Origin of the sequence: Celeribacter halophilus, from assembly GCF_018860305.1 — a bacterium.
Taxonomy (GTDB): Bacteria; Pseudomonadota; Alphaproteobacteria; order Rhodobacterales; family Rhodobacteraceae; genus Celeribacter; species Celeribacter halophilus_A.
In genome coordinates this window covers 1-22622 of sequence record NZ_JAHKPE010000022.1, presented here as the reverse complement: position 1 = coordinate 22622, position 22622 = coordinate 1, and the positions used below count along the sequence as shown (strand labels likewise).

Annotated in this window: 23 protein-coding genes and 2 pseudogenes; 6 read left to right on the top strand and 19 right to left on the bottom strand. The window is 55.4% G+C overall.

Annotation, left to right across the window (positions count from 1 at the left end; all coding sequences use genetic code 11):
* Positions 1 to 20: 20 nt before the first annotated feature.
* From infB to pip, 5 genes are all read right to left on the bottom strand, one after another.
* The gene (gene infB / locus KO492_RS08900; RefSeq protein WP_066608475.1) at positions 21 to 2549 is read right to left on the bottom strand and encodes a translation initiation factor IF-2; all 2529 of its coding nucleotides are present in this window, start codon (positions 2547 to 2549) and stop codon (positions 21 to 23) included.
* Positions 2546 to 3178 (bottom strand): RNA-binding protein, encoded by a 633-nt coding sequence (locus tag KO492_RS08895; protein ID WP_216044633.1) that lies wholly within the window; start codon positions 3176 to 3178, stop codon positions 2546 to 2548. Before KO492_RS08895 ends, infB begins: the two co-directional genes overlap by 4 nt.
* A 34-nt stretch (positions 3179 to 3212) precedes the next feature.
* Complete coding sequence (nusA, locus tag KO492_RS08890) at positions 3213 to 4826, bottom strand: transcription termination factor NusA (RefSeq protein ID WP_216044632.1); 1614 nt, start codon at positions 4824 to 4826, stop codon at positions 3213 to 3215.
* Between the two features lie 14 nt (positions 4827 to 4840).
* On the bottom strand, positions 4841 to 5428 hold the full coding sequence (gene rimP, locus KO492_RS08885; protein ID WP_066608484.1) for a ribosome maturation factor RimP: 588 nt from the start codon (positions 5426 to 5428) through the stop codon (positions 4841 to 4843).
* A gap of 157 nt (positions 5429 to 5585) precedes the next feature.
* Positions 5586 to 6563 carry a prolyl aminopeptidase gene (gene pip, locus KO492_RS08880; protein WP_216044631.1) on the bottom strand — a complete coding sequence of 326 codons (978 nt, stop codon included), beginning with the start codon at positions 6561 to 6563 and terminating at the stop codon, positions 5586 to 5588.
* Between the two features lie 68 nt (positions 6564 to 6631).
* Between pip and ubiG the strand changes: the two genes are divergently transcribed.
* Positions 6632 to 7369 (top strand): bifunctional 2-polyprenyl-6-hydroxyphenol methylase/3-demethylubiquinol 3-O-methyltransferase UbiG, encoded by a 738-nt coding sequence (gene ubiG / locus KO492_RS08875; protein WP_216044630.1) that lies wholly within the window; start codon positions 6632 to 6634, stop codon positions 7367 to 7369.
* Between the two features lie 34 nt (positions 7370 to 7403).
* On the opposite strand, the gene KO492_RS08870 is transcribed toward ubiG, so the two are convergent.
* Genes KO492_RS08870 through KO492_RS08855 form a run of 4 tightly spaced genes read right to left on the bottom strand, consistent with a single transcriptional unit; the run spans position 7404 to position 9696 of the window.
* The gene (locus KO492_RS08870; RefSeq protein WP_216044629.1) at positions 7404 to 7850 is read right to left on the bottom strand and encodes a MarR family winged helix-turn-helix transcriptional regulator; all 447 of its coding nucleotides are present in this window, start codon (positions 7848 to 7850) and stop codon (positions 7404 to 7406) included.
* Entirely contained in the window at positions 7850 to 8686 is an 837-nt protein-coding gene (locus tag KO492_RS08865) for a carbon-nitrogen hydrolase family protein (protein ID WP_216044628.1), read from the bottom strand. Before KO492_RS08865 ends, KO492_RS08870 begins: the two co-directional genes overlap by 1 nt.
* A 3-nt stretch (positions 8687 to 8689) precedes the next feature.
* Positions 8690 to 8947 (bottom strand): glutaredoxin 3, encoded by a 258-nt coding sequence (gene grxC / locus KO492_RS08860; protein ID WP_216044627.1) that lies wholly within the window; start codon positions 8945 to 8947, stop codon positions 8690 to 8692.
* Between the two features lie 35 nt (positions 8948 to 8982).
* The gene (locus tag KO492_RS08855) at positions 8983 to 9696 is read right to left on the bottom strand and encodes a ComF family protein (RefSeq protein ID WP_216044626.1); all 714 of its coding nucleotides are present in this window, start codon (positions 9694 to 9696) and stop codon (positions 8983 to 8985) included.
* 58 nt (positions 9697 to 9754) lie between these two features.
* Here KO492_RS08855 and KO492_RS08850 point away from each other — a divergent pair, with 58 nt between their 5' ends.
* Positions 9755 to 10576: a methyltransferase domain-containing protein gene (locus KO492_RS08850; protein ID WP_216044625.1), complete on the top strand. Its 822-nt coding sequence runs from the start codon at positions 9755 to 9757 to the stop codon at positions 10574 to 10576.
* Between the two features lie 60 nt (positions 10577 to 10636).
* A complete protein-coding gene (hemH, locus tag KO492_RS08845) occupies positions 10637 to 11722 on the top strand; it encodes a ferrochelatase (RefSeq protein ID WP_252735462.1) in 1086 nt (361 codons plus the stop codon).
* Positions 11723 to 11793: 71 nt separating this feature from the next.
* Here hemH and KO492_RS08840 read toward each other — a convergent pair whose 3' ends face one another.
* Both KO492_RS08840 and KO492_RS08835 read right to left on the bottom strand, forming a co-directional pair.
* Positions 11794 to 11979 (bottom strand): hypothetical protein, encoded by a 186-nt coding sequence (locus tag KO492_RS08840; RefSeq protein ID WP_066608502.1) that lies wholly within the window; start codon positions 11977 to 11979, stop codon positions 11794 to 11796.
* 120 nt (positions 11980 to 12099) lie between these two features.
* A complete protein-coding gene (locus tag KO492_RS08835) occupies positions 12100 to 12693 on the bottom strand; it encodes a L,D-transpeptidase (RefSeq protein ID WP_216044624.1) in 594 nt (197 codons plus the stop codon).
* Between the two features lie 164 nt (positions 12694 to 12857).
* Between KO492_RS08835 and KO492_RS08830 the strand changes: the two genes are divergently transcribed.
* Positions 12858 to 13400 carry a CAP domain-containing protein gene (locus KO492_RS08830; RefSeq protein ID WP_216044623.1) on the top strand — a complete coding sequence of 181 codons (543 nt, stop codon included), beginning with the start codon at positions 12858 to 12860 and terminating at the stop codon, positions 13398 to 13400.
* A 14-nt stretch (positions 13401 to 13414) separates the two neighbouring features.
* Here the strand turns inward: KO492_RS08830 and KO492_RS08825 are convergent, their stop codons facing one another.
* Genes KO492_RS08825 through KO492_RS08805 form a run of 5 tightly spaced genes read right to left on the bottom strand, consistent with a single transcriptional unit; the run spans position 13415 to position 17934 of the window.
* Positions 13415 to 14020 carry a L,D-transpeptidase family protein gene (locus KO492_RS08825; RefSeq protein WP_436835700.1) on the bottom strand — a complete coding sequence of 202 codons (606 nt, stop codon included), beginning with the start codon at positions 14018 to 14020 and terminating at the stop codon, positions 13415 to 13417.
* On the bottom strand, positions 13986 to 15203 hold the full coding sequence (locus KO492_RS08820; RefSeq protein ID WP_216044622.1) for a class I SAM-dependent RNA methyltransferase: 1218 nt from the start codon (positions 15201 to 15203) through the stop codon (positions 13986 to 13988). Before KO492_RS08820 ends, KO492_RS08825 begins: the two co-directional genes overlap by 35 nt.
* Positions 15190 to 16302 carry a CCA tRNA nucleotidyltransferase gene (locus KO492_RS08815; RefSeq protein WP_252735461.1) on the bottom strand — a complete coding sequence of 371 codons (1113 nt, stop codon included), beginning with the start codon at positions 16300 to 16302 and terminating at the stop codon, positions 15190 to 15192. The genes KO492_RS08820 and KO492_RS08815 overlap by 14 nt, the downstream gene beginning before the upstream one ends.
* Positions 16303 to 16346: 44 nt before the next feature.
* Positions 16347 to 16949 carry a CoA pyrophosphatase gene (locus KO492_RS08810; protein WP_216044620.1) on the bottom strand — a complete coding sequence of 201 codons (603 nt, stop codon included), beginning with the start codon at positions 16947 to 16949 and terminating at the stop codon, positions 16347 to 16349.
* Positions 16933 to 17934: an Hsp33 family molecular chaperone HslO gene (locus KO492_RS08805; protein WP_216044619.1), complete on the bottom strand. Its 1002-nt coding sequence runs from the start codon at positions 17932 to 17934 to the stop codon at positions 16933 to 16935. Before KO492_RS08805 ends, KO492_RS08810 begins: the two co-directional genes overlap by 17 nt.
* Before the next feature lie 77 nt (positions 17935 to 18011).
* Between KO492_RS08805 and KO492_RS08800 the strand changes: the two genes are divergently transcribed.
* Positions 18012 to 18443 (top strand): NUDIX hydrolase, encoded by a 432-nt coding sequence (locus KO492_RS08800; protein WP_216044618.1) that lies wholly within the window; start codon positions 18012 to 18014, stop codon positions 18441 to 18443.
* Here KO492_RS08800 and KO492_RS08795 read toward each other — a convergent pair.
* Complete coding sequence (locus KO492_RS08795; protein WP_216044617.1) at positions 18428 to 19744, bottom strand: PP2C family protein-serine/threonine phosphatase; 1317 nt, start codon at positions 19742 to 19744, stop codon at positions 18428 to 18430. The two genes, KO492_RS08800 and KO492_RS08795, sit on opposite strands and share 16 nt — an antisense overlap.
* 1382 nt (positions 19745 to 21126) lie before the next feature.
* Between KO492_RS08795 and KO492_RS08790 the strand changes: the two genes are divergently transcribed.
* A complete protein-coding gene (locus tag KO492_RS08790) occupies positions 21127 to 21324 on the top strand; it encodes a transposase (RefSeq protein WP_216044616.1) in 198 nt (65 codons plus the stop codon).
* 56 nt (positions 21325 to 21380) lie between these two features.
* Here KO492_RS08790 and istB read toward each other — a convergent pair.
* Both istB and KO492_RS08780 read right to left on the bottom strand, forming a co-directional pair.
* Positions 21381 to 22209, bottom strand: a pseudogene (istB, locus tag KO492_RS08785) (IS21-like element helper ATPase IstB).
* Positions 22199 to 22622 (bottom strand): annotated as a pseudogene (locus tag KO492_RS08780) (hypothetical protein); the annotation flags it as partial. The pseudogenes istB and KO492_RS08780, both read right to left, overlap by 11 nt.

Below are 22622 nucleotides of genomic sequence, written 5' to 3'. Positions count from 1 at the left end.
ATTTGTCAAAACGATCAAACTCAGTCGAGTTGACGTTCCACTTCTTCGCGTTCGAAAATCTCGATCACATCGCCCGGACGGATATCGTCGTAGTTCTCGAATGCCATACCACATTCCTGACCGGACTGAACCTCTTTGACTTCGTCTTTGAAGCGCTTGAGCGTTTTCAGTGTGCCTTCGTGGATCACCACATCGTCACGCAGGAGGCGAACTCCGGCAGAACGGCGTGCGACACCTTCGGTGACGAGACAACCGGCAACTTTACCAACACCCGACACTTTGAAGACTTCGCGGATCTCGGCGTAACCGATGAAGTTCTCGCGAATTTCCGCAGAGAGAAGACCCGAAGCCGCCGCTTTCACATCATCCACGAGATCGTAGATCACGGAGTAATAGCGAATTTCGACGCCCTTCTGGTTCGCAGAGTTCCGGGCCGGTGCATTTGCACGCACGTTAAAGCCGATCACAGGTGCGCCCGAAGCTTCGGCCAGACCAATGTCGGATTCCGTGATGGCACCCACACCGTAGTGGAGAACCCGCACACGGACTTCGTCGTTGCCGATTTTCTCCATCGCCTGAACGATAGCTTCGGCAGAACCCTGCACATCCGCTTTCACGAGAATCGGAAGCTCGGCAACAGTTTCGTCGGCCTTGGCCTTCGCCAGAAGCTGATCCAGCGTTGTCGCAGCACCGGCAGCAGCGCGTTTGTCTTTCGCGGCCTGTTCACGGTATTCGGCAATCTCGCGAGCTTGCGCCTCTGTCTCGACCACGTTCAGAACGTCGCCTGCTTCCGGTGTCCCGTTGAGACCCAGAACTTCGACAGGAACGGAAGGACCAGCCTCTTCGACGCGATCCCCCTTGTCGTTCACAAGCGCACGGACCTTACCCCACTGCTCGCCTACAACAAAGATATCGCCGCGTTTGAGCGTCCCCTTCTGAACAAGAACGGTCGCAACCGGACCACGCCCGACATCAAGCTGGGCTTCGATCACAGCACCTTCGGCGGCCCGATCCGGATTCGCCTTCAGTTCGAGAATCTCAGCCTGAAGCGCGATGGATTCGAGCAGGGAATCAAGCCCCATACCGGTTTTGGCAGACACTTCGACGTCCTGCACATCACCCGACATTTCCTCGACGATCACTTCATGCTGCAACAACTCCGTGCGCACCTTCATCGGGTCCGCGTCGGGCTTGTCACATTTGTTGATCGCGACGATCATCGGAACATCCGCCGCTTTGGCGTGGTGAATCGCTTCGATCGTTTGCGGCATGACCGAGTCGTCGGCAGCCACAACCAGCACCACAATGTCCGTCACCTGAGCCCCGCGAGACCGCATGGAGGTGAAGGCCGCGTGGCCGGGCGTGTCGAGGAAGGACAGAACCGCACCGGATTCTGTTTTCACCTGATAGGCACCGATGTGCTGCGTGATCCCGCCCGCTTCGCCGGACGTCACATTCGCGTGGCGAATCGCATCAAGCAAAGAAGTTTTACCGTGGTCAACGTGACCCATGATGGTAACCACCGGCGGACGCGGTTGCATCGTTTCCGGCGCATCCTCGACCTGTTGGATCACATCCTCAACGTCGGAATCAGACACACGCTGAATGCGGTGACCGAATTCTTCGACAATCAGTTCGGCGGTATCGGCGTCGATGGACTGGTTCTGCGTGACCATCATGCCCATTTTCATGAGCGATTTGACCACATCAGCCACACGTTCGGCCATACGGTTCGCCAGTTCGGAAACAACGATGGTTTCCGGAACCTGAACGTCGCGCACAACCTTTTCGCGTTGCTCGTTGCCGCCCATCGCCTTTTGACGCATGCGCTCTTGTTTACGCTTCATTGCGGCCATGGAGCGATGACGCCCGCCTTCGCCGCCTGTCAGCGCCTGATTTACCGTCAGCTTGCCGGAACGACGGTTGTCACCGCCCTTGCTGCGCGCTGTGCGGTTTTCGTTTTCACGCTCACGCCCGCGGGACGGGGTTGCCGTGCGGCCACCGCGTTCCTGTTGCTTCTGCAACGCAGCCTGAGCAGCCGCAGGATCATCGTCAACTTTTTGCGCCGCAGGAGCCGGAGCCGCCGCAGGTTTCTTCCGAGCTTCGGCTTCGCGCTTTTTCGCCTCTTCGGCTTCTTTCTTCGCGCGCGCCTCTTCCTCTTCCTTGGCTTTCAAGGCAGCTACACGCTCGGCTTCTTCGCGCGCTTTTTCTTCGATTTCGCGACGACGGCGTTGCCGCTCTTCTTCGCGCGCCTTTTCCTCGGCCGCACGTTTTTTCGCTTCATCTGCCTCGGCTGCTTTCGCTGCCGCCAGGGCTTTCATCCGACGCTCCATCTCGGCATCGGAAATGCCTGCGGGACGTCTTGATGGATTGCCCAGCGCCGCGTTGCCGCCGGAAGACGATTTCGCGCCACCCGGCTTCGGCACCACAACACGTTTGCGTTTGGTTTCAACCACGACATTCTTCGTGCGTCCGTGGGAGAAGCTTTGCTTCACCGAACCGGAACCACCACGAAGGCCGAGGGTTTTTTTGCCGTCTGTATCGCTCATTTCGTCGTCTTACCCTTCCCGGTGGAGCCCTCTCCACCGATTGTCTCACGCACGCCCATAAGGCGGTTGGCATCATCTACAACACGTGTTGAGAGTCCGCCACCAGCGAGCGCGCCATGTATCACACTTTCGCGGCCAAAAGCCAAACCCAATTCGGAACTCGTCAGATGACCGAACCAACGGCCTCCCTCGGGTGTCCAGAGTTTGCCTTTGCCACGTTCAGAGCCATCGGATGCCTGAAGCAGGACTTTAGCACGTCCATCAGACAGCCAGCTCTTGACCTTTTCAAATCCACACACCGCATGTCCGGCTTTTCGCGCCATAGAAATGAGATGCACAACCCGATCAGCCAGACCGGCCTCAATCAGGTTTACAAAATCGTCAGGCACAGTCACCTGAGTGCGCGCGGCCTTGGAAAAGAGCTTTTTCTTCAAAGCCTCTTCCAAAACAGCACGATCTGCGCTGACCCAGATTCCACGACCCGGCAGCTTTTCTGCCAGATCAGGAACCAAAAGACCGTCGGGCGAAACAACAAAACGGATGAGACCGCGCTTGGGCTCGGCCTCGCGCGACACAATACAGCGCCGCTCCGCTTCATCTTTTGTTTTCACCGCACCACCTCGGGTCATCAATCACCTTTTGGGCAAGGCCTGAAAATCAGGCCTAGCTTCCTTCTACAGCCACATCAGCTTCTGTGGCTTCTTCTTTTGTTTCAAGATCGGACGGGTCAACCCAGCCAAGCTGAATACGCGCTGTCATCACCAGATTCTGAGCTTCTTCGAGGGACATGTCGAACTTTTCGAGGACACCATCGTCCTTGACACGTTCGCCATTCACCGTTGTCCAGCCACCGGCAAGCTCCCAGTCGGCACAGGTTGCGAAATCTTCGAGCGATTTCACACCGTCCTCGGCCAGTGCCTCAATCATCTGGGGTGTCAGACCCTCAAAGTCAACCAGGCTGTCCTCCACACCCAACTCACGGGCGTGTTCAAGCGCCTTACGTTGCGCTGCTTCGAGCACATCGCGGGCACGGGCCTGCAACTCGGTGGCAGTGCCTTCGTCAACACCGTCAATGACCAGAAGCTCCTCCACATCGACATAGGCCACCTCTTCGAGGTTGGTAAAGCCTTCGGAGACCAGAAGCTGGGCGAAGAATTCATCCAGATCAAGGCTGTCCATGAAGAGTTGCGTGCGGGCCGCAAATTCTTTCTGACGACGCTCGGATTCTTCGGCCTCGGTGAGAATGTCGATGTCGAGACCGGTCAACTGGCTGGCCAGACGCACGTTCTGACCGCGACGACCGATGGCGAGCGACAGTTGCTCGTCCGGCACCACAACCTCGATTTTGCCTGCATCCTCATCAAGCACCACTTTCGTGACCTCGGCAGGTTGCAGCGCATTCACGAGGAATGTCGGCTGATCGTCATTCCACGGAATGATGTCGATTTTCTCACCCTGCAATTCGTTGACCACCGCCTGCACACGCGAACCACGCATACCAACACAGGCCCCGACAGGATCGATGGAACCGTCATAGGAAATCACGGCAATCTTAGCGCGCGATCCCGGATCACGGGCCACGGCTTTGATCTCGATAATACCGTCATAGATCTCCGGCACTTCCATTTTGAACAGCTCGGCCATGAACTCCGGCGCGGTGCGGGACAGGAAAACCTGCGGACCACGCGCTTCGCGGCGCACGTCCTTGATAAAGCAGCGGATACGATCGTTCGGGCGATAGGCTTCGCGGCCGATCTTTTCGTTGCGGCGCAGGATACCTTCGCCACGACCGATATCGACGATCACGTTGCCATATTCCTCGCGCTTCACAACACCGTTGATGATGGTGCCAACGCGGTCTTTGAATTCTTCGAACTGGCGATCACGTTCGGCTTCGCGAACCTTCTGCAAAATCACCTGCTTCGCGGATTGCGCAGCGATCCGGCCAAGCTCCACAGGGGGAACCTCGTCCTTGATCTCGTCACCGATTTGCGGGTCTGCCAGATATTGTTTGGCCTGCTCCACGGTCAGCTCGGCCTGATAATTCTCAAGCTCTTCATCCTCGACCACAGTGCGCACACGGGTAAATGTTGCCCGTCCGGTCTTGCGGTCGATAGAGACACGAATGTCCATTTCCGCCCCGTAGCGCGACTTTGCCGCGCGGGCCAGCGATTCTTCCATCGCCTCGACCACCAGTTCGGGGTCGATCATTTTCTCGCGGGCCACGGCCTCGGCGGTTTGCAACAGCTCAAGCTGGTTTGCAGAGGTGATTGCCATTACTCAGTCCTCTCTCAATCCTCTGAAGACCCGTCGTCGGTCTGGATTTCGTCAAATTGGTTTTCGTCAATTGCACCATCGGTTTTCCTCTGGCGCAGCATTTCGCGGATCAGCTCGTCGGTCAGCACAAGTTTAGCGTCTGACAGCCAGTCAAAATTCAGTCCGATGGTCACGTCCTCACCACCTTCTTCGATCGTGATCAGAACATCATCACCCTCAACACCGGCCAACTGGCCTTTGAAGCGGCGACGACCGTCGATCATCTCTGTTGTCTCGATCTTGACCTCATGGCCCTCGAAGGTTTGAAAATCCTTCAGGCGGGTCAGGGGCCGGTCGATACCCGGGCTGGAAACTTCGAGCGTATATTCGTCTTCGATCGGGTCTTCGACATCCAGAATAGCAGAAACAGCCGTAGAAATCTCGGCACATTCGTCAACTTCGATCCCGCCTGCGGGACGTTCGGCCATGATCTGCAATGTCTTCGACTTTGTCGAAGTCATGAGACGGATACGCACAAGTTCAAACCCCATCCCTTCGATGACAGGGCCGACGATTTCCGCCATGCGGCGGTCGATCGCGGTTTTTGCAATCAGGTCCGACATTGAAGGGCCTCTTTCGGTAAGATTCACGGGCACCCTGCATCAGGGCACAAAAAAACGGGCGCGCGGCCCGTCGATCTTTCTCGGTGGAGCTTCGGGAACTCCCGACAGCGCCGCTGTTGACAAGGCATATACGCCCGAAACCCAAGAGGCGCAAGCCCTATCCGGCCTCGCGCGCAATCCGGTCCATTGCCATGACCAAAGCCTGTGTGATTCCGGGCTCGGACAGCGCATGGCCCGCACGCCCCACCATGACCAGCTGCGATTTCGGCCATAGCCGGTGCAACTCATAGGCCGTCGCCGGTGGACAGATCATATCGAATCGCCCCTGCACAATGGTGCCGGACACATCCTTCATCCGAGGCACATCCGACAAAAGCTGACCATCATACGCCAGAAACGCCTTATTGAAGAAATAGTGATTCTCTATCCGCGCAAAAGTCCGCGCATATTCCGGCGCAGGCTCCCCCACAGCACCATCCGATGAAATCGACGCCAAAGCATTTTCCCAGCGCGACCATATACGCCCGAAGGCGATCTCCTCACGGTGATTGCCGCTGAACAGGCGCCGATGATAGGCGCTTATCAAATCATCCTGCTCCTCACTTGGAATCGCATCGCGAAACTCCGCCCAGAGATCAGGCCAGAATTGCCCCGCGCCGCCCGCGTAGAACCAGTCCAGCTCGCTTTGTCGCGCAGCAAACACGCCACGCAGGACCAGATGCAGCACCCGCTCGGGATGGCTTTGCGTATAGGCCAGCCCCAAGGTCGCCCCCCAACTGCCGCCAAAGACCACCCAGCGTTCGATCCCGAGGTCTCGTCTGATTTTCTCGATATCCGCAATGAGGTGCTGTGTCGTGTTCGCCTCGACCGAGGCAAAGGGGCGCGATTTTCCGCAGCCGCGTTGGTCAAACAGGATGATACGGAATTTGGACGGATCGAAATACCGCCGCATGAAGGGGCTTGATCCGCCGCCGGGACCACCATGCAGCACAACGACAGGAATCCCCGCCGGGTTGCCACTTTGCTCGACATACAATTGATGGCCGTCTCCAACCTCCAACATCTGGTGGTCATAGACCGCGATTTGGGGGTAGAGATACGAATATGCGCTCTTTTGGCCTGAGACCTTGTCCATGGAAATCCTATATAGAGCGGACTAGAAGTTAGTCCCAGCGGACGGATTTGAACATGAAGGAGGCGATCATGCAAACCACCATTGACCCCCAAGAGGTCGCAAAGTTTGAAGCAATGGCGGCCGAATGGTGGGATCCGGCCGGAAAGTTCAAGCCGTTGCACATGATGAATCCGGTGCGACTGGACTATATCACAACGCAAATCGCCGCTGAATTCGGGCGGGATCTGGCCTCCGATTTGCCGTTCAAGGGGCTGCGCCTTCTGGACATCGGTTGTGGTGGCGGATTGCTCTCCGAACCGATGGCACGGCTTGGCGCAACGGTTGTGGGGGCCGATGCCGCCGAAGGCAACCTGCCCGTCGCGCGAATCCATGCCGAAAAATCCGGCCTCGATATCGACTACCGCCACACCACCGCCGAGGCGCTGGCCGAAGCGGGCGAACAATTCGACGTGGTGCTCAACATGGAAGTGGTCGAGCATGTCGCCGATCCACAAGCCTATCTGACCGCCTGTCAGCAGCTTCTGAAACCGGGCGGCCTCATGCTCTGCTCCACGATTAACCGCAATCCGAAGAGCTATGCGATGGCGATTCTGGGGGCCGAGGTCGTGATGCGCTGGCTGCCACGCGGAACACATGAGTGGAAGAAATTCATCACACCGGACGAGCTGTTTGACCTGATTTCAAAGGCCGGTCTCACGCCCGTGGATCGCAAAGGGTTTGTCTTCAACCCCGTGCTTTGGACGTGGTCAACCTCTGCGCGTGATCTGTCGGTAAACTATGTGACCGCGTCGGTGAAACCGGAATAGATAGCCGGCGAGTCGCATAAACGCTCGACGCGGCTCAATTTTCGTCCTCAAGGCGAATGCGCATCTCGCGTAAGACGGGCAAAGCCGCCTTCACGCGCTCGGTGCCGATGGCCTCGACAATCTCGGAAAGAATGGGTGCAATCGCGGCCAAAGCTGCATCGCGTGCGGCGCGGCCCGAAGGCGAGATCGAGACAAACTTGCGCCGCGCATCGTCCCAGTCAGGCCGGATATGGACGTGCCCCGCCCATTCCAGTTTGTTCAACGTGTTGGTCATAGCGCCGCGTGTCACATGAAACGCACGCGCAAGCTGTGCCGGAGAACGTTCGTCATTCGCCCGCGCCAAATGGTTGAGCACGGAAAAATGGCTGATTTCCATGCCCTTTGGCAAAGCCTTGGTCAGCCGGTTCCGCGCCAACTGATCCGCCATAAAAATCTCGGAAAACAGGGCGACGGACAAGGCATCGTTGTTGGGTTTCTCCATCACGAGAGAACCTCGAATTCGCGGTCATGCAACAGGGCCGGAATGCGCTTTCGTGCCTTTTCAACCTCATCCAGATCAAGGTCGACAAGACCCCAACCTGGCTCAACACCGCCATCATACAGGACCTCCCCCCAAGGGGACACGGCCAGTGAATGACCATAGGTCCGGCGATTGGTGTCCACCTTTTCACGATGATGGCCCGTCTGGGCAGGCGCCAGCACAAAACATCCGGTTTCAATCGCACGCGCGCGCAGCAGGCTGTGCCAATGTGCTTCACCGGTCACGGCCGTAAAGGCTGCAGGTTGTGTGATGATGTCGGCGCCGGCCTTGGCCAGTGTCCGGTGCAAATGCGGGAACCGCAGGTCGTAACAGATCGTCATCCCGATCTTGCCGAAAGGCGTCGTGGCAACAACCGCCTTCTTCCCCGGCCTGTAGCCATCCGACTCGCGGTAGCGCTCCGTCTCGCTGACATCCACATCGAACATATGAATCTTGTCATACCGCGCTTTGATCTCGCCTTCGGGGTCGATCAGAAAAGACCGGTTGGCGAAGCGCCCGTCAGGATCATCCGTTTTCAGTCCCAGAGAACCAATCAAAATCCAGACACCACGCAAACGCGCCGTCTCTCGCAGTGCTTTCAGCGTCGGGTCATCGGCCTCGTGGCACAAGACCTCTTCCTGATGCGCACGGGAAGAAGAAACGCAATTCGTAACTTCCGGTGTCATGACAATCTGTGCGCCCGCATCTGCCGCTGCGTTCACATAGTCGAGCGTCACAGGCAAATTCGCCAGCGGATCGTCGCTTGAATTCAGGGTAACAAGGCCAACTTTGGTCATAGCTTATCCTGCCAACAAAGCGTCAAGCTTGCCCGCACGCTCCAATGCGTGAAGCTCATCGCAACCGCCAACATGGGTCTCACCGATGAAAATCTGTGGCACAGTATGGCCGCCATTGGCCTTTTGCATCATTTCCTTGCGACGTGACGGATCGCGCATGACATCAATATCGGTGTAAGAAACACCTTTTGAATCGAGCAGCCGTTTGGCTGCAATACAAAAGGGACAAATCGGGGTGGTGTAGAGTGTGACGGGTTGCATGGGAAATCCTTTGATCTTTCGGCGACTATAAGGATTTAACCCTCTCTGTCCACGCGCGCCAGCACAGCAACATCAACACCCTGTGCGCCAGCGTCGAGACAGGCCTGCGCGCATTGCGTAAGTGTCGCCCCTGTGGTCATCACATCGTCGATCAAAAGAACCCTTTTCCCTTGGATGCCGGCGGCGCGTTTTTCTGTCAGACGAATACTCCCCGTCACGGTTTCGCGCCTCTGTTCCGCAGTCATGCCATCAAGAGTGCGCGTTGCACTTGGGCGTTTGAGGAGGTCTGGCACATAGGTCAGCTTATGGATTTTCGCCACACGCGCTGCGAGCAAAGCCGCCTGATTATACCGCCGCCTCAAAAGCCGGAACCAATGCAAGGGTACAGGCGCCACCACCATCTGCGGAACAATCAGCGGTGCCGCCGCATTTGCCAGCCAAGCCCCCGCCGAATAGGCCAGATCTGTCCGGTCTCCATGTTTGAAACGCAACACGATAGAGCGCGCATTGCCGGAGTAGAGCATCACCGCCCGCCCTCGATCCCACACGCGCGGATGCGCCCGACAATCGTCGCAAAGATCGCCCTCCTGCGCCTCGCCGATCAAGGGCCGCCCGCAGGCCTCACACGGGTGATCGACGATAAACGGCGTGTCCGACCAGCACGTCGGACATAAACCCCGCGTCACCTCGATCATTTCGTCGCAGGTGAGGCATTGTGCAGGGTATATCAGCTTGCCCAGCCTTTGCATTCTCCGTTCAACTTCCTACATTGCGCCTACGTTCACAGCCATTTCAGGACAACCAGCCATGTCGAACACTGCCCCTTTGGTCGATCGGGATCAATTGGCCCGAAATCGCCGTCGTGCCGTTCAAATGGCCGGAGATTTCTTTTTGCATGATGAAGCCCGTTTCGAGATCGAAGATCGGCTTTCCATGGTTAATAAATCGTTTACGGCTCCGGCCATTGTCACCGGTTTTCCGGAAATCTGGGCCAAGTGGTTTCCCGACGCCACGATTGTGCCCGACGATGATCTATTAAACCTGAAAGAAGGGGCGCATGATCTGGTGATCCATGCAATGAGCCTTCACTGGGCCAATGATCCCGTCGGTCAGTTGATCCAATGCAACCGCGCATTGAAGCCGGATGGCCTGATGTTGGCGGTCTTTCTGGGGGATCAGACGCTCAACGAATTGCGCGCATGTCTCGGTCAGGCGGAAAGCATGGTGACTGGCGGGCTCTCTCCCAGAGTTTTGCCGATGGGGGAACTTCGCGAGCTTGGGGCGCTGTTGCAACGCGCCTCCTTTGCATTGCCTGTGGCGGACAAAAGTCTGCGCAAGGTGGCCTATCCGTCTCTTGCACGCATGGCCGCCGATCTACGCGCTATGGGCGAAGGCAATGCCCTCTCCGCACGCAAAAAGGAGTACAGCGGAAGAACCCTGTTCGAGACCACCGAACAGCTTTACCGGGAACACTTCTCCGAGAACGACCGCCTGATCGCCACTTTCGATCTGGTCTTCCTGACCGGCTGGGCACCGGATGCCAGCCAACCGAAACCTCTTATGCCGGGGTCGGCCAAGATGAGTCTGGCCGATGCGCTGCGGACCAAAGAAATCAAACTCCCCGAGTGACAGCTTGACCCGCAACGAAAGCGCTCTAAGCCTAAAGCCAGATATAATAAGGATGAAAACATGGGACAAATGAAGCCCTCGCGTCTGAACACTGATGCCGCAGACGCAACATGTCCGGCACATGCGCCAAAAGACCACGCAAAGATTCCAAATGAAAAAATCGGTGTGCTGCTCTCGAACCTCGGGACACCTGATGCGACGGACTATTGGTCCATGCGCCGCTATTTGAGCGAATTTCTCTCCGACAAACGCGTCATCGACTATCCCCGATGGAAATGGCAACCGATTCTGCAAGGCATCGTCTTGTCGATTCGTCCGTTCAAATCCGGCGCGGCCTACAAGACCATTTGGAACAACGAAGCCAATGAAAGCCCCTTGATGACCATTACCAAGGACCAGGTCGCCGCGATTGAGAAAGGTCTGAAAGCCGAATTCGGTGATCGGATCATGGTCGATTACTGCATGCGCTACGGGAATCCCTCGACAAAATCGAAAGTCGAAAAACTGGTCGCAGAAGGGTGCACGAAAATCCTGTTCTTCCCCCTTTATCCGCAATACGCCGGAGCGACGACCGCCACCGCGAATGACGAATTTTTCCGTGCTCTCATGGACGAAAACTGGCAGCCGGCAAGCCGGACCGTTCCGCCCTATTTCGATGATCCGGCCTATGTCGAAGCGCTCGCACAGTCGGTCGAACGCGCCTATGCCGCCGCCGAGAAAAAGCCGGATATTCTGATTTGTTCCTATCATGGCCTGCCGGAACGCTACCTCAAAGAGGGTGGCGATCCCTATCATTGCCAATGTCAGAAAACGACACGTCTGCTCAAAGAGCGGTTGGGCCGGGATGACACGCAGATCATGACCACCTTCCAGTCGAAATTCGGTCCGGAAGAATGGCTTCAGCCCTACACTGTTGAGGAAGTTGCGCGTCAGGCGGAGAAGGGAAACAAAAGCATCGCAGTTTGCGCGCCAGCTTTTTCGGCGGATTGCATCGAAACACTCGAAGAGATCAACGAAGAGATCAAAGAGAGCTTTGAACACGCAGGCGGCGAGGACTTCCTCTACATTCCCTGCCTCAATGCCGACCCTCTGCATATCGAGGCTCTGCTCGGGCAAATCAAAAGGAATCTTTCCGGCTGGGTTTGAAATCCCTTCATCCAAATGAAAAGGGCGGCCCAAGAGCCGCCCTTTTTAATTCTATGTTGTCAAACTGACAATTAGTCAGCAGCAACAGCCGCAGCAACGAGTGCCAGGATCAGAAGCGGTACAACGTAACCACCGGCAGAAGAAGAAGAAGTTTCTTCAACGATAACCGGAGCTTCGATGACCGGCTCAGAGTAGCCACCAGCGAAAGAAGCGGTGCCAGCAAGAGCGAATACGGCAGCAGCAGCGAGTTTTTTCATTTTAATCCTCCTTGAACCCCACAACGAGGGCAGGTTTGTTACACAGTGAAGCTATAGAATCTAAACCGTTAGAAAATCAATTACCCTGCTTAGGGGAAACGGTTTTCTTGGGGTTTGTCGTCAAATTAGCAACACTTGAGTGCCGACCTTAGCCAGTTTGAACAGTTCTGCAATATGTTCATTATAAAGACCGATGCAGCCGTTCGATGAGCGCCGCCCGATTTTACGCGTGTCATGGGTGCCGTGGATTCGGTAATATTGCCATGAGAGATAGAGCGCATGGGTGCCCAACGGGTTATTCGGACCGGGCCCGACAAAATCAGGCCACTCGGGATTGCGTTTCTTCATGGATGGCGTCGGCGCCCAGCTCGGCCCCTCCACCTTGCGTATGACAGAGGTTCTTCCGCGACGGGTAAGGTCTTCGGACAAAGGCACCGATGTCGGATAGAGTTTATAGATGCTTTCGTCCTCGCTCCAGAAATGCAGCGCGCGCGATGTGGTGTCGACCAGAATCGCGCCGTTTTTCAGATTACTGAAATAGGGCTGCCAGTTCAGCGAGCGAAAACTCGAAATATTCCGACGCACCATCGTCGAAATCTCACTCTCCAACTCGGTTGTGCCATCCGTCTGCGCCAAAACCGGCTGGGCAAAAAGCGCCGTGGAGCCTGCCATGAAGGCGCGGCGGGTAACCTTGGAAACAGATGTCTTACTCATTGAAGATAGCCAGTCATGATGTGATGTCTCTATATTAACTTATATGGCGCGATGGTCGCAGTCGCAAATCAAACCATTGTTCACAACAAAATAGCGCGATCATGATTTGATCCTGCCCGACAAAGCGTTTAACTCGTCCCGGTAACTTTTATGGAGTATCTGGAATGTCCCGGATTATTGCTATTCTTCTCGTGGCTCTGGTCGGGCTGACAGCGTGTGATGCGCCCACCGATCAACTCGGTCCGGACGGAAAGCCACTTCCCCGCCTCTATCGCATCCACGCCAGAGACGAGGCCAAGATCCAATACCGGATGCTCGATTCGATCAACGCACTGCGCTCAGCCGCAGGTGCTCCGCCTGTTGTGCTCAATGCCAACCTGAATGCCGCCGCAGCAACACACTCCCGCGATATGCATGTTCAGAACCGGCCTTGGCATTTCGGCTCTGACGGCTCCTCGCCGCTCGATCGCGTGGCGCGGTCCGGCTATCCGGGCATCATGCTGGGTGAAAACATCTCGGAAACCTATGAGACCGAGCTTGAGACCCTCTCCGCGTGGATGGAACAAAGCGATACGCGCGACATCATTCTTGATCCGCAAGCCACCGACATCGGCTTTGCGTGGTATCAGGAAGACAATGGCAAGCTCTGGTGGACTCTGTTGATTGGGGCCCAATCCGCGTCCACCAGCCTGACGTCAGGCCTATAAACCGACAAACGGCATTACGGGTAGATATCGACCTGTGTGCCGTTTTTTACCATCATATAGATCTTTTCGATATGACGGTCGCGCACGGCAATGCACCCTGCTGTCCAGTCTTTTCCCTTGCCCCAATTCGCTCCGGCGCGCCCGTGGATGAAGATGTCTCCCCCCGGACGGCGGCCCATCGATTCCGCATAGGCCCTGTCCTGTTCGTTCGGGTATGAAATCCCCAAGGACAAGTGAAAGGACGAATTCGGATTTCTCCGGTCGATGATATAGCTGCCTTCCGGCGTTTTTCCGTCGCCTTCGAATCGCTTGGGGCCAATCGGATTGCCACCCAAGCCGATCTTGAACGATTTCACGACCTCATCATTGTGCAAAAGATAGAGTTTGCGTCGCCCCTTATAAATGACCACACGCGTAATTTCCGGCCCTGTATAAGGCTTTAGATTGCGCGCAAATGCGCTCGTTGAGAACGATAACGCTGCCGCAGCCGTGGTGATGAAAGCCCGTCTATCCATGATCTCTGCCCGATTTGTTTTTTTTAGAGGAATACACGCGTTTTCGGTATCAGAACAATATTTTCCGACCTCAAGCCCGCTTAAAACACGCAGCAATTTCCACATGCGGAGACCAGCGGAACTGATCCACGGGCACAATCCAGTCGATTTCAAAACCGGCCTCGATCAAAAGCTTTGCATCCCTCGCAAAAGTGATGGGATTACAGGACACGAAACCCACCGTTTTCAGGTGACTTTTCGCAATCTCTCCACATTGCGCCAAGGCTCCGGGCCGCGGCGGATCGATAATGGCCGCATCGAACGCGTTCAATTCATCTTCCCGAACCGGTTGCCGATACAAGTCACGGGTCTCTACGGTGACGGCCTTCAACCCCGGTGCCTGACGCCACCCTTTCATCAAAGCCTCAAGCATATCCGAAACCCCTTCGACAGCGTGGACTTCTGCATATTCGGAAATGGGCAAAGAAAACGTCCCGCTTCCAGAAAACAGATCAATCACACGATCAGCGCCCGCAACCGCCTTGCGCATCAGGGCGATCAATACCGCCTGCCCCTCCGGTGTGGCCTGAAGGAACGCACCCGGCGCGGGCACAACACGCGCCTTGCCAAACGTGAGATAGGGCTGCGCTTCGCCCGCCAGCGCCTCACCATTCCACGACAGTCTGGAAAGGCTCAAATCCCGCACAAAACGTCCCAATTCGACCTGCATATCCAGATCAAGAGGCTTCCCGTTGGTCACAGAAATATCCAGACCTGTATCCGTGGAAATCACTGTAATATCCATCTCACCGCGTCGCGATCCGCCGATCTCGACCAGCCGGCTCAACGCGGCGTAGGCCTCCATAATTTCCGGCACCATCAGAATACAATCCGGCACTTCAACAAGACTGTCCGAAGCACGGGCATGCAAGCCTACCATTGTGCCCTTCTTGGTGCGTCGCCCGTGAAAAACAGCACGTCTTCGACTGCGCTCCGGTGACGTGGAAATTGGGCCCAAATCAACGGAAATCCCCTGATTTTTCAAAGCCGCCTCGACAAACTCCACTTTCCAGCGCGCCACGAAATCATCCGACGCGTGCTGCATCGCACATCCGCCACAGGATTTGGCATGTCGACACGCCGGACGCACACGATCGGCCGAAGGTGTGACGATCCGTGCGCCCTGAACTCTGCCATTTTCCTCGGTGCCTTCGACAATCTCTCCGGGCAAGGTGTTCGGCACAAACAGACCCTGCGCCGTAATCCCATCGCCTTTGTGCCCCAGACGCACGATTTCAAACTGGTCCATTTGGTCTAACCCTTTGCATGAGGTCTTCATGGGAGAGCGCAAATCCACTCTCGATCCATGTTTGCTCCAATTCCCGCAACATCGCTCCAAGCGCAGGCCCCGACAGATCAGGCATCAAATCCTGCGCAGATACGGGGAACTGCGCATTCGCCGCGCGGGCAATTTCATCCGACAAAGACGCTGGCAACGGCTGCTCGAAAAACGCTGCGCGCAGGGCCGCCACATCCCACGCTGTCTTTTCACCCTCACGATAGGCGATTTCACGGATCGTCTGTGCACTCGCGCTATAGGTTCGTAGCATGTCATATTGCCGCGTCTGTGCCTTGGACAAACGCAACAACGCCACCACATCAAACGCACCCAGCGCGGCGAGGCGCACCACGGGATCAGCCGCCTTTTCAAACGACGTCAAAAGAAAAAACGCTTTCGTCGATGCGCCGGGCAACAAGGCATTGAGGACACCGGCGTGATCCATTGCCGCAATGGCGCGATCCGGCGCGGATGCGGACAAAAGTTTCACCACCTCCGCGCCAATGCGCTCTTTCGACAGGCTGGACAGGCCCTCGACATTCTGGGCGCAGGCTGCAAGCCCCTCTGCATCCAGTCCTGCCTCATCATCTCCATACCACGCATGAAACCGGAAGAACCGCAGGATGCGCAGGTAATCCTCGCGGATGCGTTGGTCCGGATCATCAATAAACCGGACCCGTCTCGCTTCGAGATCGGCCAGCCCACCCAGAGGATCAATGACAGAACCATCCGCCCGCGCATAGAGCGCATTCATCGTGAAATCCCGCCTGCGCGCATCGTCTTCAAGTGTATCGGCAAACGCGACAACAGCTCTACGCCCGTCGGTTTCCACATCCTTGCGAAAGGTGGTGATCTCGAAGGCTTCCCCCTCAACGACCACCGTCACCGTGCCGTGTTCAAGGCCGGTCGGGATCGCTTTGAACCCTTGCGCTTTCGCGAGGTCCATCACGCGGTCAGGGCGCACAGACGTCGAGACATCAAGATCGCTGACACCCACATTCAAAAGACTGTTGCGAACACATCCGCCGACAAAATAGGCCTCTTCGCCCGCATCAGAGAACATACTCATAACACGCTGCGCCGCAGGCGCCGTGATCCAAGGAGACGTCACTTTCATTGCGCCACCCGATCCGCCAAGACCCGCAGAATCCGCGCCGTCGCCCCCCAGATGTAATAGGGGCCATATGGCACGGTATAAAATGACCGCATATGCCCGCGCCAACGCCGTGACTGAATGGTGAAATTGGCGGAGTTCAACACATGAGACAGCGGCACTTCAAAGATTTCCGAGACCTCTCCAGCCTCGGGCGTGAGCTCACAATCACCGCGAATCCAGCCCAGAACAGGATACATTTCGAACTGGGTCACGGTTTGATGTGTCGGAAGCTGTCCCAAAACCTCAACCACAGATGGCGGCAGGCCAATCTCCTCATGCGCTTCACGAAGGGCTGCCTCGACAGGGCTCACATCTGTCGGTTCGACCCGCCCCCCCGGAAACGCAATTTGACCGGGGTGGTGTTTGAGCGCCGAGGACCGTTTGGTCAGGATCAATCGCAGACCATCCGCCGTTTCCCTGATCGGAACCAGAACGCCTGCGGGCCGAAGCGGCTGTTTTATCGCAGGTTCCAGATCCTTGTTCAGATCAAAATCCGAGGACGGTTCACCACGATATTGCAACAGGGCCGAAATACGCGCCCGATCAGTCGCCGTCACCATCCTGTTTATCCTCCGCCTTGAAACCAAGCGTCTCTGGATCAAGGACATAATGCGCGCCGCAGAACTGACAATCTGCCGTTACAACCCCCTCTTCGGTGGTCATATGTGCAATGTCTTTCGCAGAATATATCGAAAGGCTCTCGCGCACACGGTCTTCGGAACACTGACAGCCGAATTCAACGGGCTGCGGATCAAACACGCGCGGTTTGTCTTCGTGGAAAAGGCGCACGAGAAGCTCGGTCGGCTGCACATGCGGGCCAACGAGTTCCATGTCTTCAACCGTGTCAAGCAGGATATTCGCACGGTTCCAGTCTTCGAAATCATCCCCGTTCAAAATGTCGTCCGCACGCAGCACGCGGTTTTCTTCAGCATCCTCAGGCTGCGCAACGAAAGGCGACGCTTTCGGCATTTTTTGCAGCATAACACCACCGGCACGCCATTCGGCCTCTTCCCCCGGCAACTGTGATTTGCCAAAACTCGCGACAAAACGGCTCGGAAGTTGCTCGGATTGAGCGAAATATGTTTCAGCACACGCCGAGAGAGAACCGCCCGAAATGGGGGTAATTCCCTGATACGGCACGTTGCCCTGTCCCTGATCAATCAAAATGGCAAAATACCCTTTGCCGATTTGGGAAAACGGATCGACCCGCGGCATGAGACGCGAGGAATCATAAGACGCATAGGCGCGGATTCTGCCCGGAGTGCCCTCTTTCGTCGGCGCATAGTAATCTGTGGCAATCAGCCGAACCGGCCCGTCGCCACGCACCTGCAATGACAACTTCCAGCGCAGCTTCATTGTCTGGCCGATCATGGCGGTCAACAAAGCCATTTCTGCGACCAGCGCCTCGATTTCATCCGGATACGCGTGTTGAGACAGGATTTTATCCAACACACCATCGAGGCGCACAACGCGACCGCGAATATCGGAGGCATCCAGTTGAAAAGGAAGAACTGTGTCATCCCATGCGATTTTTGATCCGAGCATTTTTGCTTTCCCTGACGTTCGGCGCTGGCATATCCTGTTCATATAGGCGGAACAACCACAGAAGAAAGGCCAGTGTCATGCGGCGTTATGGAGAACCACGGATTTCAGGGAAACCATATCGAGCACGTCCGGGGGCCTATGCAATCCTTCCACGCGATGGTCGCGTGCTTCTGACGTATCAAGCGGGAATACACCACGAATTCCAATTACCCGGTGGCGGAATTGATCCCGGAGAAAGCCCGATCCACGCCCTGCACCGCGAGGTCTACGAGGAAACCGGCTGGCGCATCGCCAAGCCCCGCTTTCTGGGCGCGTTCCGACGTTTTGTCTTTATGCCCGAGTATGATCTCTGGGCGGAGAAAATATGTCACATTTATCACGCCTTTCCTGTGCGCAAACTGGGCGAGCCCATCGAGCCGGACCATTCCGTGCACTGGGTCAATCCGGAGCTGGCCATAGATACTCTTGGAAACCCGGGAGATCGGGCCTTTCTTCAGTCCCTCTTATGATCTGGAAACTCCAACAAGACCGCCGAGATGTCATCGGGGAAGTCCTTGTCGTTGTTGAAGGTGCTGAGATCCCATAAAAACGTGTCGAAAAATGTCGTGCCTGTCTCTTTCGATGTTTTCCGACACATATCCAGCAAGCCCTGCTCTCCAAGCATCCCGTCTCCTCCATCAGGGCATTCCGTAACCCCATCCGAGAATACGAAAATCCTTTCGCCGGGTGATAACGTGATTTGCACATCACTGAAAATCGCGTCAGGCAAAAGTCCGATCGGCAACCCGCCTTCCCCCAAATACTGCGCGCTCCCGTCCTGTTTCTGGCAAACCGGATTCGGATGCCCGCATTGTGTCATCACAAACTCACCGGTGAACCGGTCAAAATGCCCTAAAATCATGGTGAAATAGAGGTCCGTATCCATCTCCTCCAGCATCAGACGGTTGAGATCCGCCGCAACACAAGACGGGCGACGGGCCACAAACTCGCCATCATCCCTCAGACATATCGCCAGATTTTGTTCAGGCGTTGAGCCCGTCAGATAGGCCGCCAAACGCGCCGTCATGAGAGCGGATGCAATTCCGTGACCGGAAACATCTATCGAAAATATCCCGAACTGGCGGTCGTTTATCGGGAAGAAGCCAACCAGATCACCGCCAACATGGCCACAGGGCCGCAGCAGAAGCGACACCTGTGCCGTCGAAAAGTCCCGAAAACGTTCCCGCACGAGCGACTGCTGCAATTTGCGCGCCTCGATCAAATCACGATCAAGAGCACCATAAAGCGTCGAGAGTTCAGCCAGAGTCGAGCTGACCAGCCGGTTCTTTTCAGTCAACTCACGCTCCATTCGCAAGATACGTTCTCCTGCACGAATACGCGCCAATAGCTCGTCCCCTGCGACAGGTTTCGTCACAAAGTCATCCGCTCCGACGTCAAGTCCCCGAGCAACCTCCGCCTTGTCGGACTTCGATGTCAGAAGGATGAAATATCCGTAATGCTCACGGTCAAGACGCCGGAACTCCTGACAAAACTCCAACCCGCTCATCTCCGGCATCATCCAATCGGACACAACGAGATCAATCACTTCGGAGCGGCACAGCTCTAAAGCTTCACGACCGGAAGCCGCCTCAAACACAACATATCCCCATCGCCCCAGATATGAGGAGAGTAGACGCCTCTGCGCACGGGAATCATCCACAACCAAAACAGAGCGAACCGCGCCCTGTAACCTATTCGCAGGCAGAAATGAGTGCGTTTTTTGAGCGATAGCCAAAAAGATGTCCTCGAAACCAATTGAGAACACGATCATGGCACAAGCAAATTAATGGCGTCTTAAATCGACGGTTTTTCAGAGGCTCTTAGCGCGGACGCTTTGAAAGCCGAAACGTTTATGATTGCCCCGCCCCGAAAAAGGAAAGACACAACACCATAAAGGCAACGTTCTACGAACTCTAAAACGATTGATTTTGAGCGGCAACCCATAGTTTTGCCTCTGTGGGGCGTGAAAAACACCGGAAATTATCACTTTTGCCACAGCAGCGATTACAAAACGTTTGTCTCTATTGTCACATTCTTGTGCCCCCAAAACAAAAAGGCTCTTTCGCATTCGTCTGCGCCTTCGATATCCGGCGGTCTTTACATAAAAATTAGGGATTTCGTAGGAGGTAAGACAATTCAAAGACACCCTGAGTTTAACAACCTCTGAGCATGTAGTCTGTTTTCGTTTATAATACACGACAGACAGTCGGTGAGTTCTTATCATGCCGCAGCAAAGGTTTTCGTCTTTCGAACAATCGCAAAAGAAGAAGCGGGATACGCTTCTGGCTGAAATGGATCAGGTCATACCATGATCACGTCTGGAAAGCTATTATGCATAAAACAGATAAATTTTCCCATCATTCGATAAAAATATTCATGGGTATGAGTAGCCATAAGTTACGCAGATTGTTAAGTTTGTCCGGAATACGAAATGTATAGACGCGCCTAGATGTCGAATACGTTTAAAGATCAGGAATAGCTTTGAGAATTGGTAGAGTGGCGTCTAGAAGAGTAAGAAAAACATATTTGTGTATTCGACTGCTTCGAGCTGTTTTGCGCGCCGTGCCGAGCCTACTTCCCAAGGTACGCAGATTAGTCTTTGGTGAGGCGATTGTTTGCGTTTTTGGCGGCCACGGAGGAGAGGCGTTTGACGACAACAGTAGGACTCTTGCGCTTTATTATGCCCAAGACCCCAAGACCCCAAGACCCCAAGACCCCAAGACGAAAGTCTACTGGATTAGCAACTCCGGGAAGGTTTTCGATGCAAACAAACACCCCAAAATCAAACAACTCAAAAGAAATAGTTTTCGCGCAGAGTTTACATATAATCTTTGCAACTTAGCGTTCTATTCTCACGGGTTGAGTGACCTCACCACACGAAAACACACACAACTCACATGGCGCGTTTTGGTGCACCTTAGTCATGGTGTTGAAGGATTTAAAAAGTGTGCGCGTTTTAAGGTTGGAGTCGATGACATAGCTTTCGACTATACGATAAGTTGTTCACATTGGCAGACAGGCGTGAAGAAAACACGCTTTGGCATTGATTCATCGTAACCGGCTCATTGGCACCGCCTTCTCGGTGATTGGATAAGATCTTAAGCTCTGTCGTTATTGTCGTCGTTATGGACGTCGTTTGATGCGGAGCAAGATATGCGTCATGAAGTTATTGTCGGCGTCGAGCGCAGAAGGCGCTGGCGAGATGATGAGAAGCAGGCGATCCTTGAAGAGGTTGGCGTGAATGGAGCGACCGTCACTGATGTGGCCCGTCGTCATGACATCACACGCCAGCATATCTACCAGTGGCGCCGGGCGCTGCGACGCAAGGGGCATGGTGTTGATTTCCACTGAGACGTGACCCGGTATTTCCACCGAGAATTGACCCACCCTTATCTATGTATCAGCGTTTATTTGGCAGTCAATTGTGGGGTCTCCTTTCGCGTTTTTTTGGCGGTTTCGGAACTGACTTTGAAGCGGTAGCTGTCGTTTCCAGTTTCGAGGAACGAGCCATTGAGCGCCATTGGTTCAAGCCCAATGGCGAGTGCAACGGTGGGTGAGCCGGTCGAGCAATGCAGTTGTCATTTTTGCATCGCCGAAGATCTGTGCCCATTCACTGAAGCTGAGATTGGTGGTGATGATCACACTGGTGCGCTCGTAGAGCTTACTCAGGAGATGGAAGAGTAATGCGCCTCCTGATGGGCTGAAGGGCAGGTAGCCGAGTTCATCCAAAATGACCAAATCGGTTTTGGTGAGCATCTCTGCAATTTTACCAGCCTTGCCCGCAGATTTTTCCTGCTCCAGTGCATTGACGAGTTCCACGGTCGAGAAGAAGCGGACTTTGCATCTGTGATGTTCGATGGCCTGCACACCGATGGCGGTGGCGATGTGGCTTTTCCCTGTACCTGGTCCACCGATCAGAACTACGTTTTCTGCGTTCTCCATGAATTCGCCGCGATGCAACTGCCGGACTGTGGCTTCATTGATGTCGCTGGATTTGAAGTTGAATCCTGTAAGATCCTTGTAGGACGGGAAGCGGGCCACCTTCGTATGGTAGGCGATCGACCGCACTTCCCGTTCTGCCATTTCAGCCTTGAGCAGTTGGGACAGGATCGGCGTCGCAGCCTCGAACGCTGGCGCACCCTGCGCTATCAGATCATCAACCGCTTGCGCCATGCCATGCAGTTTGAGGCTGCGGAGCATGATCACAATCGAGGCTCCTGCTGGATCATGACGCATGACGCTTCTCCTTTGTTTGTCTGAGGTCATCATAGCGATCGACATTGGCTTTGGGGGCCGTTTCCAAGGCCAGAGCATCTGGTGGGTCGATCTCCGGAAGATCGGTTTTCTTGGGGTCAATCAGCCTGTGAAGCAGGTTCAAGATGTGTGTCTTGGTCGGCACGCCTGCCTCCAGCGCCAGCTCTACCGCGCGCAGAACCGCAGCTTCATCATGATGAAGAATGAGGGACAAGATCTCGACCATCCACTGACCGGCAGTGCCTTTTCGTAGGAAAGGTCATGAGAGGGACCCGATCACCACCCTCTTTGCGCAACATGTGATCTTGTAGGCGGCGGAAGGCGTCCGGCATTTCCATAAATGGCGCACCATTGCGCAGTGCTCCGGGTTTGCGCTGGAGCGAGCCATTATCCGC

Coding starts and splice junctions, on each gene's coding strand:
- KO492_RS08830 (WP_216044623.1), top strand. CDS start 12,858: ATGTCCCGGATTATTGCTATTCTTCTCGTGGCTCTGGTCGGGCTGACA.
- KO492_RS08855 (WP_216044626.1), bottom strand. CDS start 9,696: ATGCAAAGGCTGGGCAAGCTGATATACCCTGCACAATGCCTCACCTGC.
- nusA (WP_216044632.1), bottom strand. CDS start 4,826: ATGGCAATCACCTCTGCAAACCAGCTTGAGCTGTTGCAAACCGCCGAG.
- KO492_RS08790 (WP_216044616.1), top strand. CDS start 21,127: ATGCGTCATGAAGTTATTGTCGGCGTCGAGCGCAGAAGGCGCTGGCGA.
- pip (WP_216044631.1), bottom strand. CDS start 6,563: ATGGACAAGGTCTCAGGCCAAAAGAGCGCATATTCGTATCTCTACCCC.
- KO492_RS08850 (WP_216044625.1), top strand. CDS start 9,755: ATGTCGAACACTGCCCCTTTGGTCGATCGGGATCAATTGGCCCGAAAT.
- KO492_RS08865 (WP_216044628.1), bottom strand. CDS start 8,686: ATGACCAAAGTTGGCCTTGTTACCCTGAATTCAAGCGACGATCCGCTG.
- ubiG (WP_216044630.1), top strand. CDS start 6,632: ATGCAAACCACCATTGACCCCCAAGAGGTCGCAAAGTTTGAAGCAATG.
- hemH (WP_252735462.1), top strand. CDS start 10,637: ATGGGACAAATGAAGCCCTCGCGTCTGAACACTGATGCCGCAGACGCA.
- KO492_RS08805 (WP_216044619.1), bottom strand. CDS start 17,934: ATGCTCGGATCAAAAATCGCATGGGATGACACAGTTCTTCCTTTTCAA.
- infB (WP_066608475.1), bottom strand. CDS start 2,549: ATGAGCGATACAGACGGCAAAAAAACCCTCGGCCTTCGTGGTGGTTCC.
- rimP (WP_066608484.1), bottom strand. CDS start 5,428: ATGTCGGACCTGATTGCAAAAACCGCGATCGACCGCCGCATGGCGGAA.
- KO492_RS08840 (WP_066608502.1), bottom strand. CDS start 11,979: ATGAAAAAACTCGCTGCTGCTGCCGTATTCGCTCTTGCTGGCACCGCT.
- grxC (WP_216044627.1), bottom strand. CDS start 8,947: ATGCAACCCGTCACACTCTACACCACCCCGATTTGTCCCTTTTGTATT.
- KO492_RS08800 (WP_216044618.1), top strand. CDS start 18,012: ATGCGGCGTTATGGAGAACCACGGATTTCAGGGAAACCATATCGAGCA.
- KO492_RS08795 (WP_216044617.1), bottom strand. CDS start 19,744: ATGATCGTGTTCTCAATTGGTTTCGAGGACATCTTTTTGGCTATCGCT.
- KO492_RS08810 (WP_216044620.1), bottom strand. CDS start 16,949: ATGGTGACGGCGACTGATCGGGCGCGTATTTCGGCCCTGTTGCAATAT.
- KO492_RS08820 (WP_216044622.1), bottom strand. CDS start 15,203: ATGGACCAGTTTGAAATCGTGCGTCTGGGGCACAAAGGCGATGGGATT.
- KO492_RS08815 (WP_252735461.1), bottom strand. CDS start 16,302: ATGAGTATGTTCTCTGATGCGGGCGAAGAGGCCTATTTTGTCGGCGGA.
- KO492_RS08825 (WP_436835700.1), bottom strand. CDS start 14,020: ATGTGGAAATTGCTGCGTGTTTTAAGCGGGCTTGAGGTCGGAAAATAT.
- KO492_RS08870 (WP_216044629.1), bottom strand. CDS start 7,850: ATGGAGAAACCCAACAACGATGCCTTGTCCGTCGCCCTGTTTTCCGAG.
- KO492_RS08835 (WP_216044624.1), bottom strand. CDS start 12,693: ATGAGTAAGACATCTGTTTCCAAGGTTACCCGCCGCGCCTTCATGGCA.
- KO492_RS08895 (WP_216044633.1), bottom strand. CDS start 3,178: ATGACCCGAGGTGGTGCGGTGAAAACAAAAGATGAAGCGGAGCGGCGC.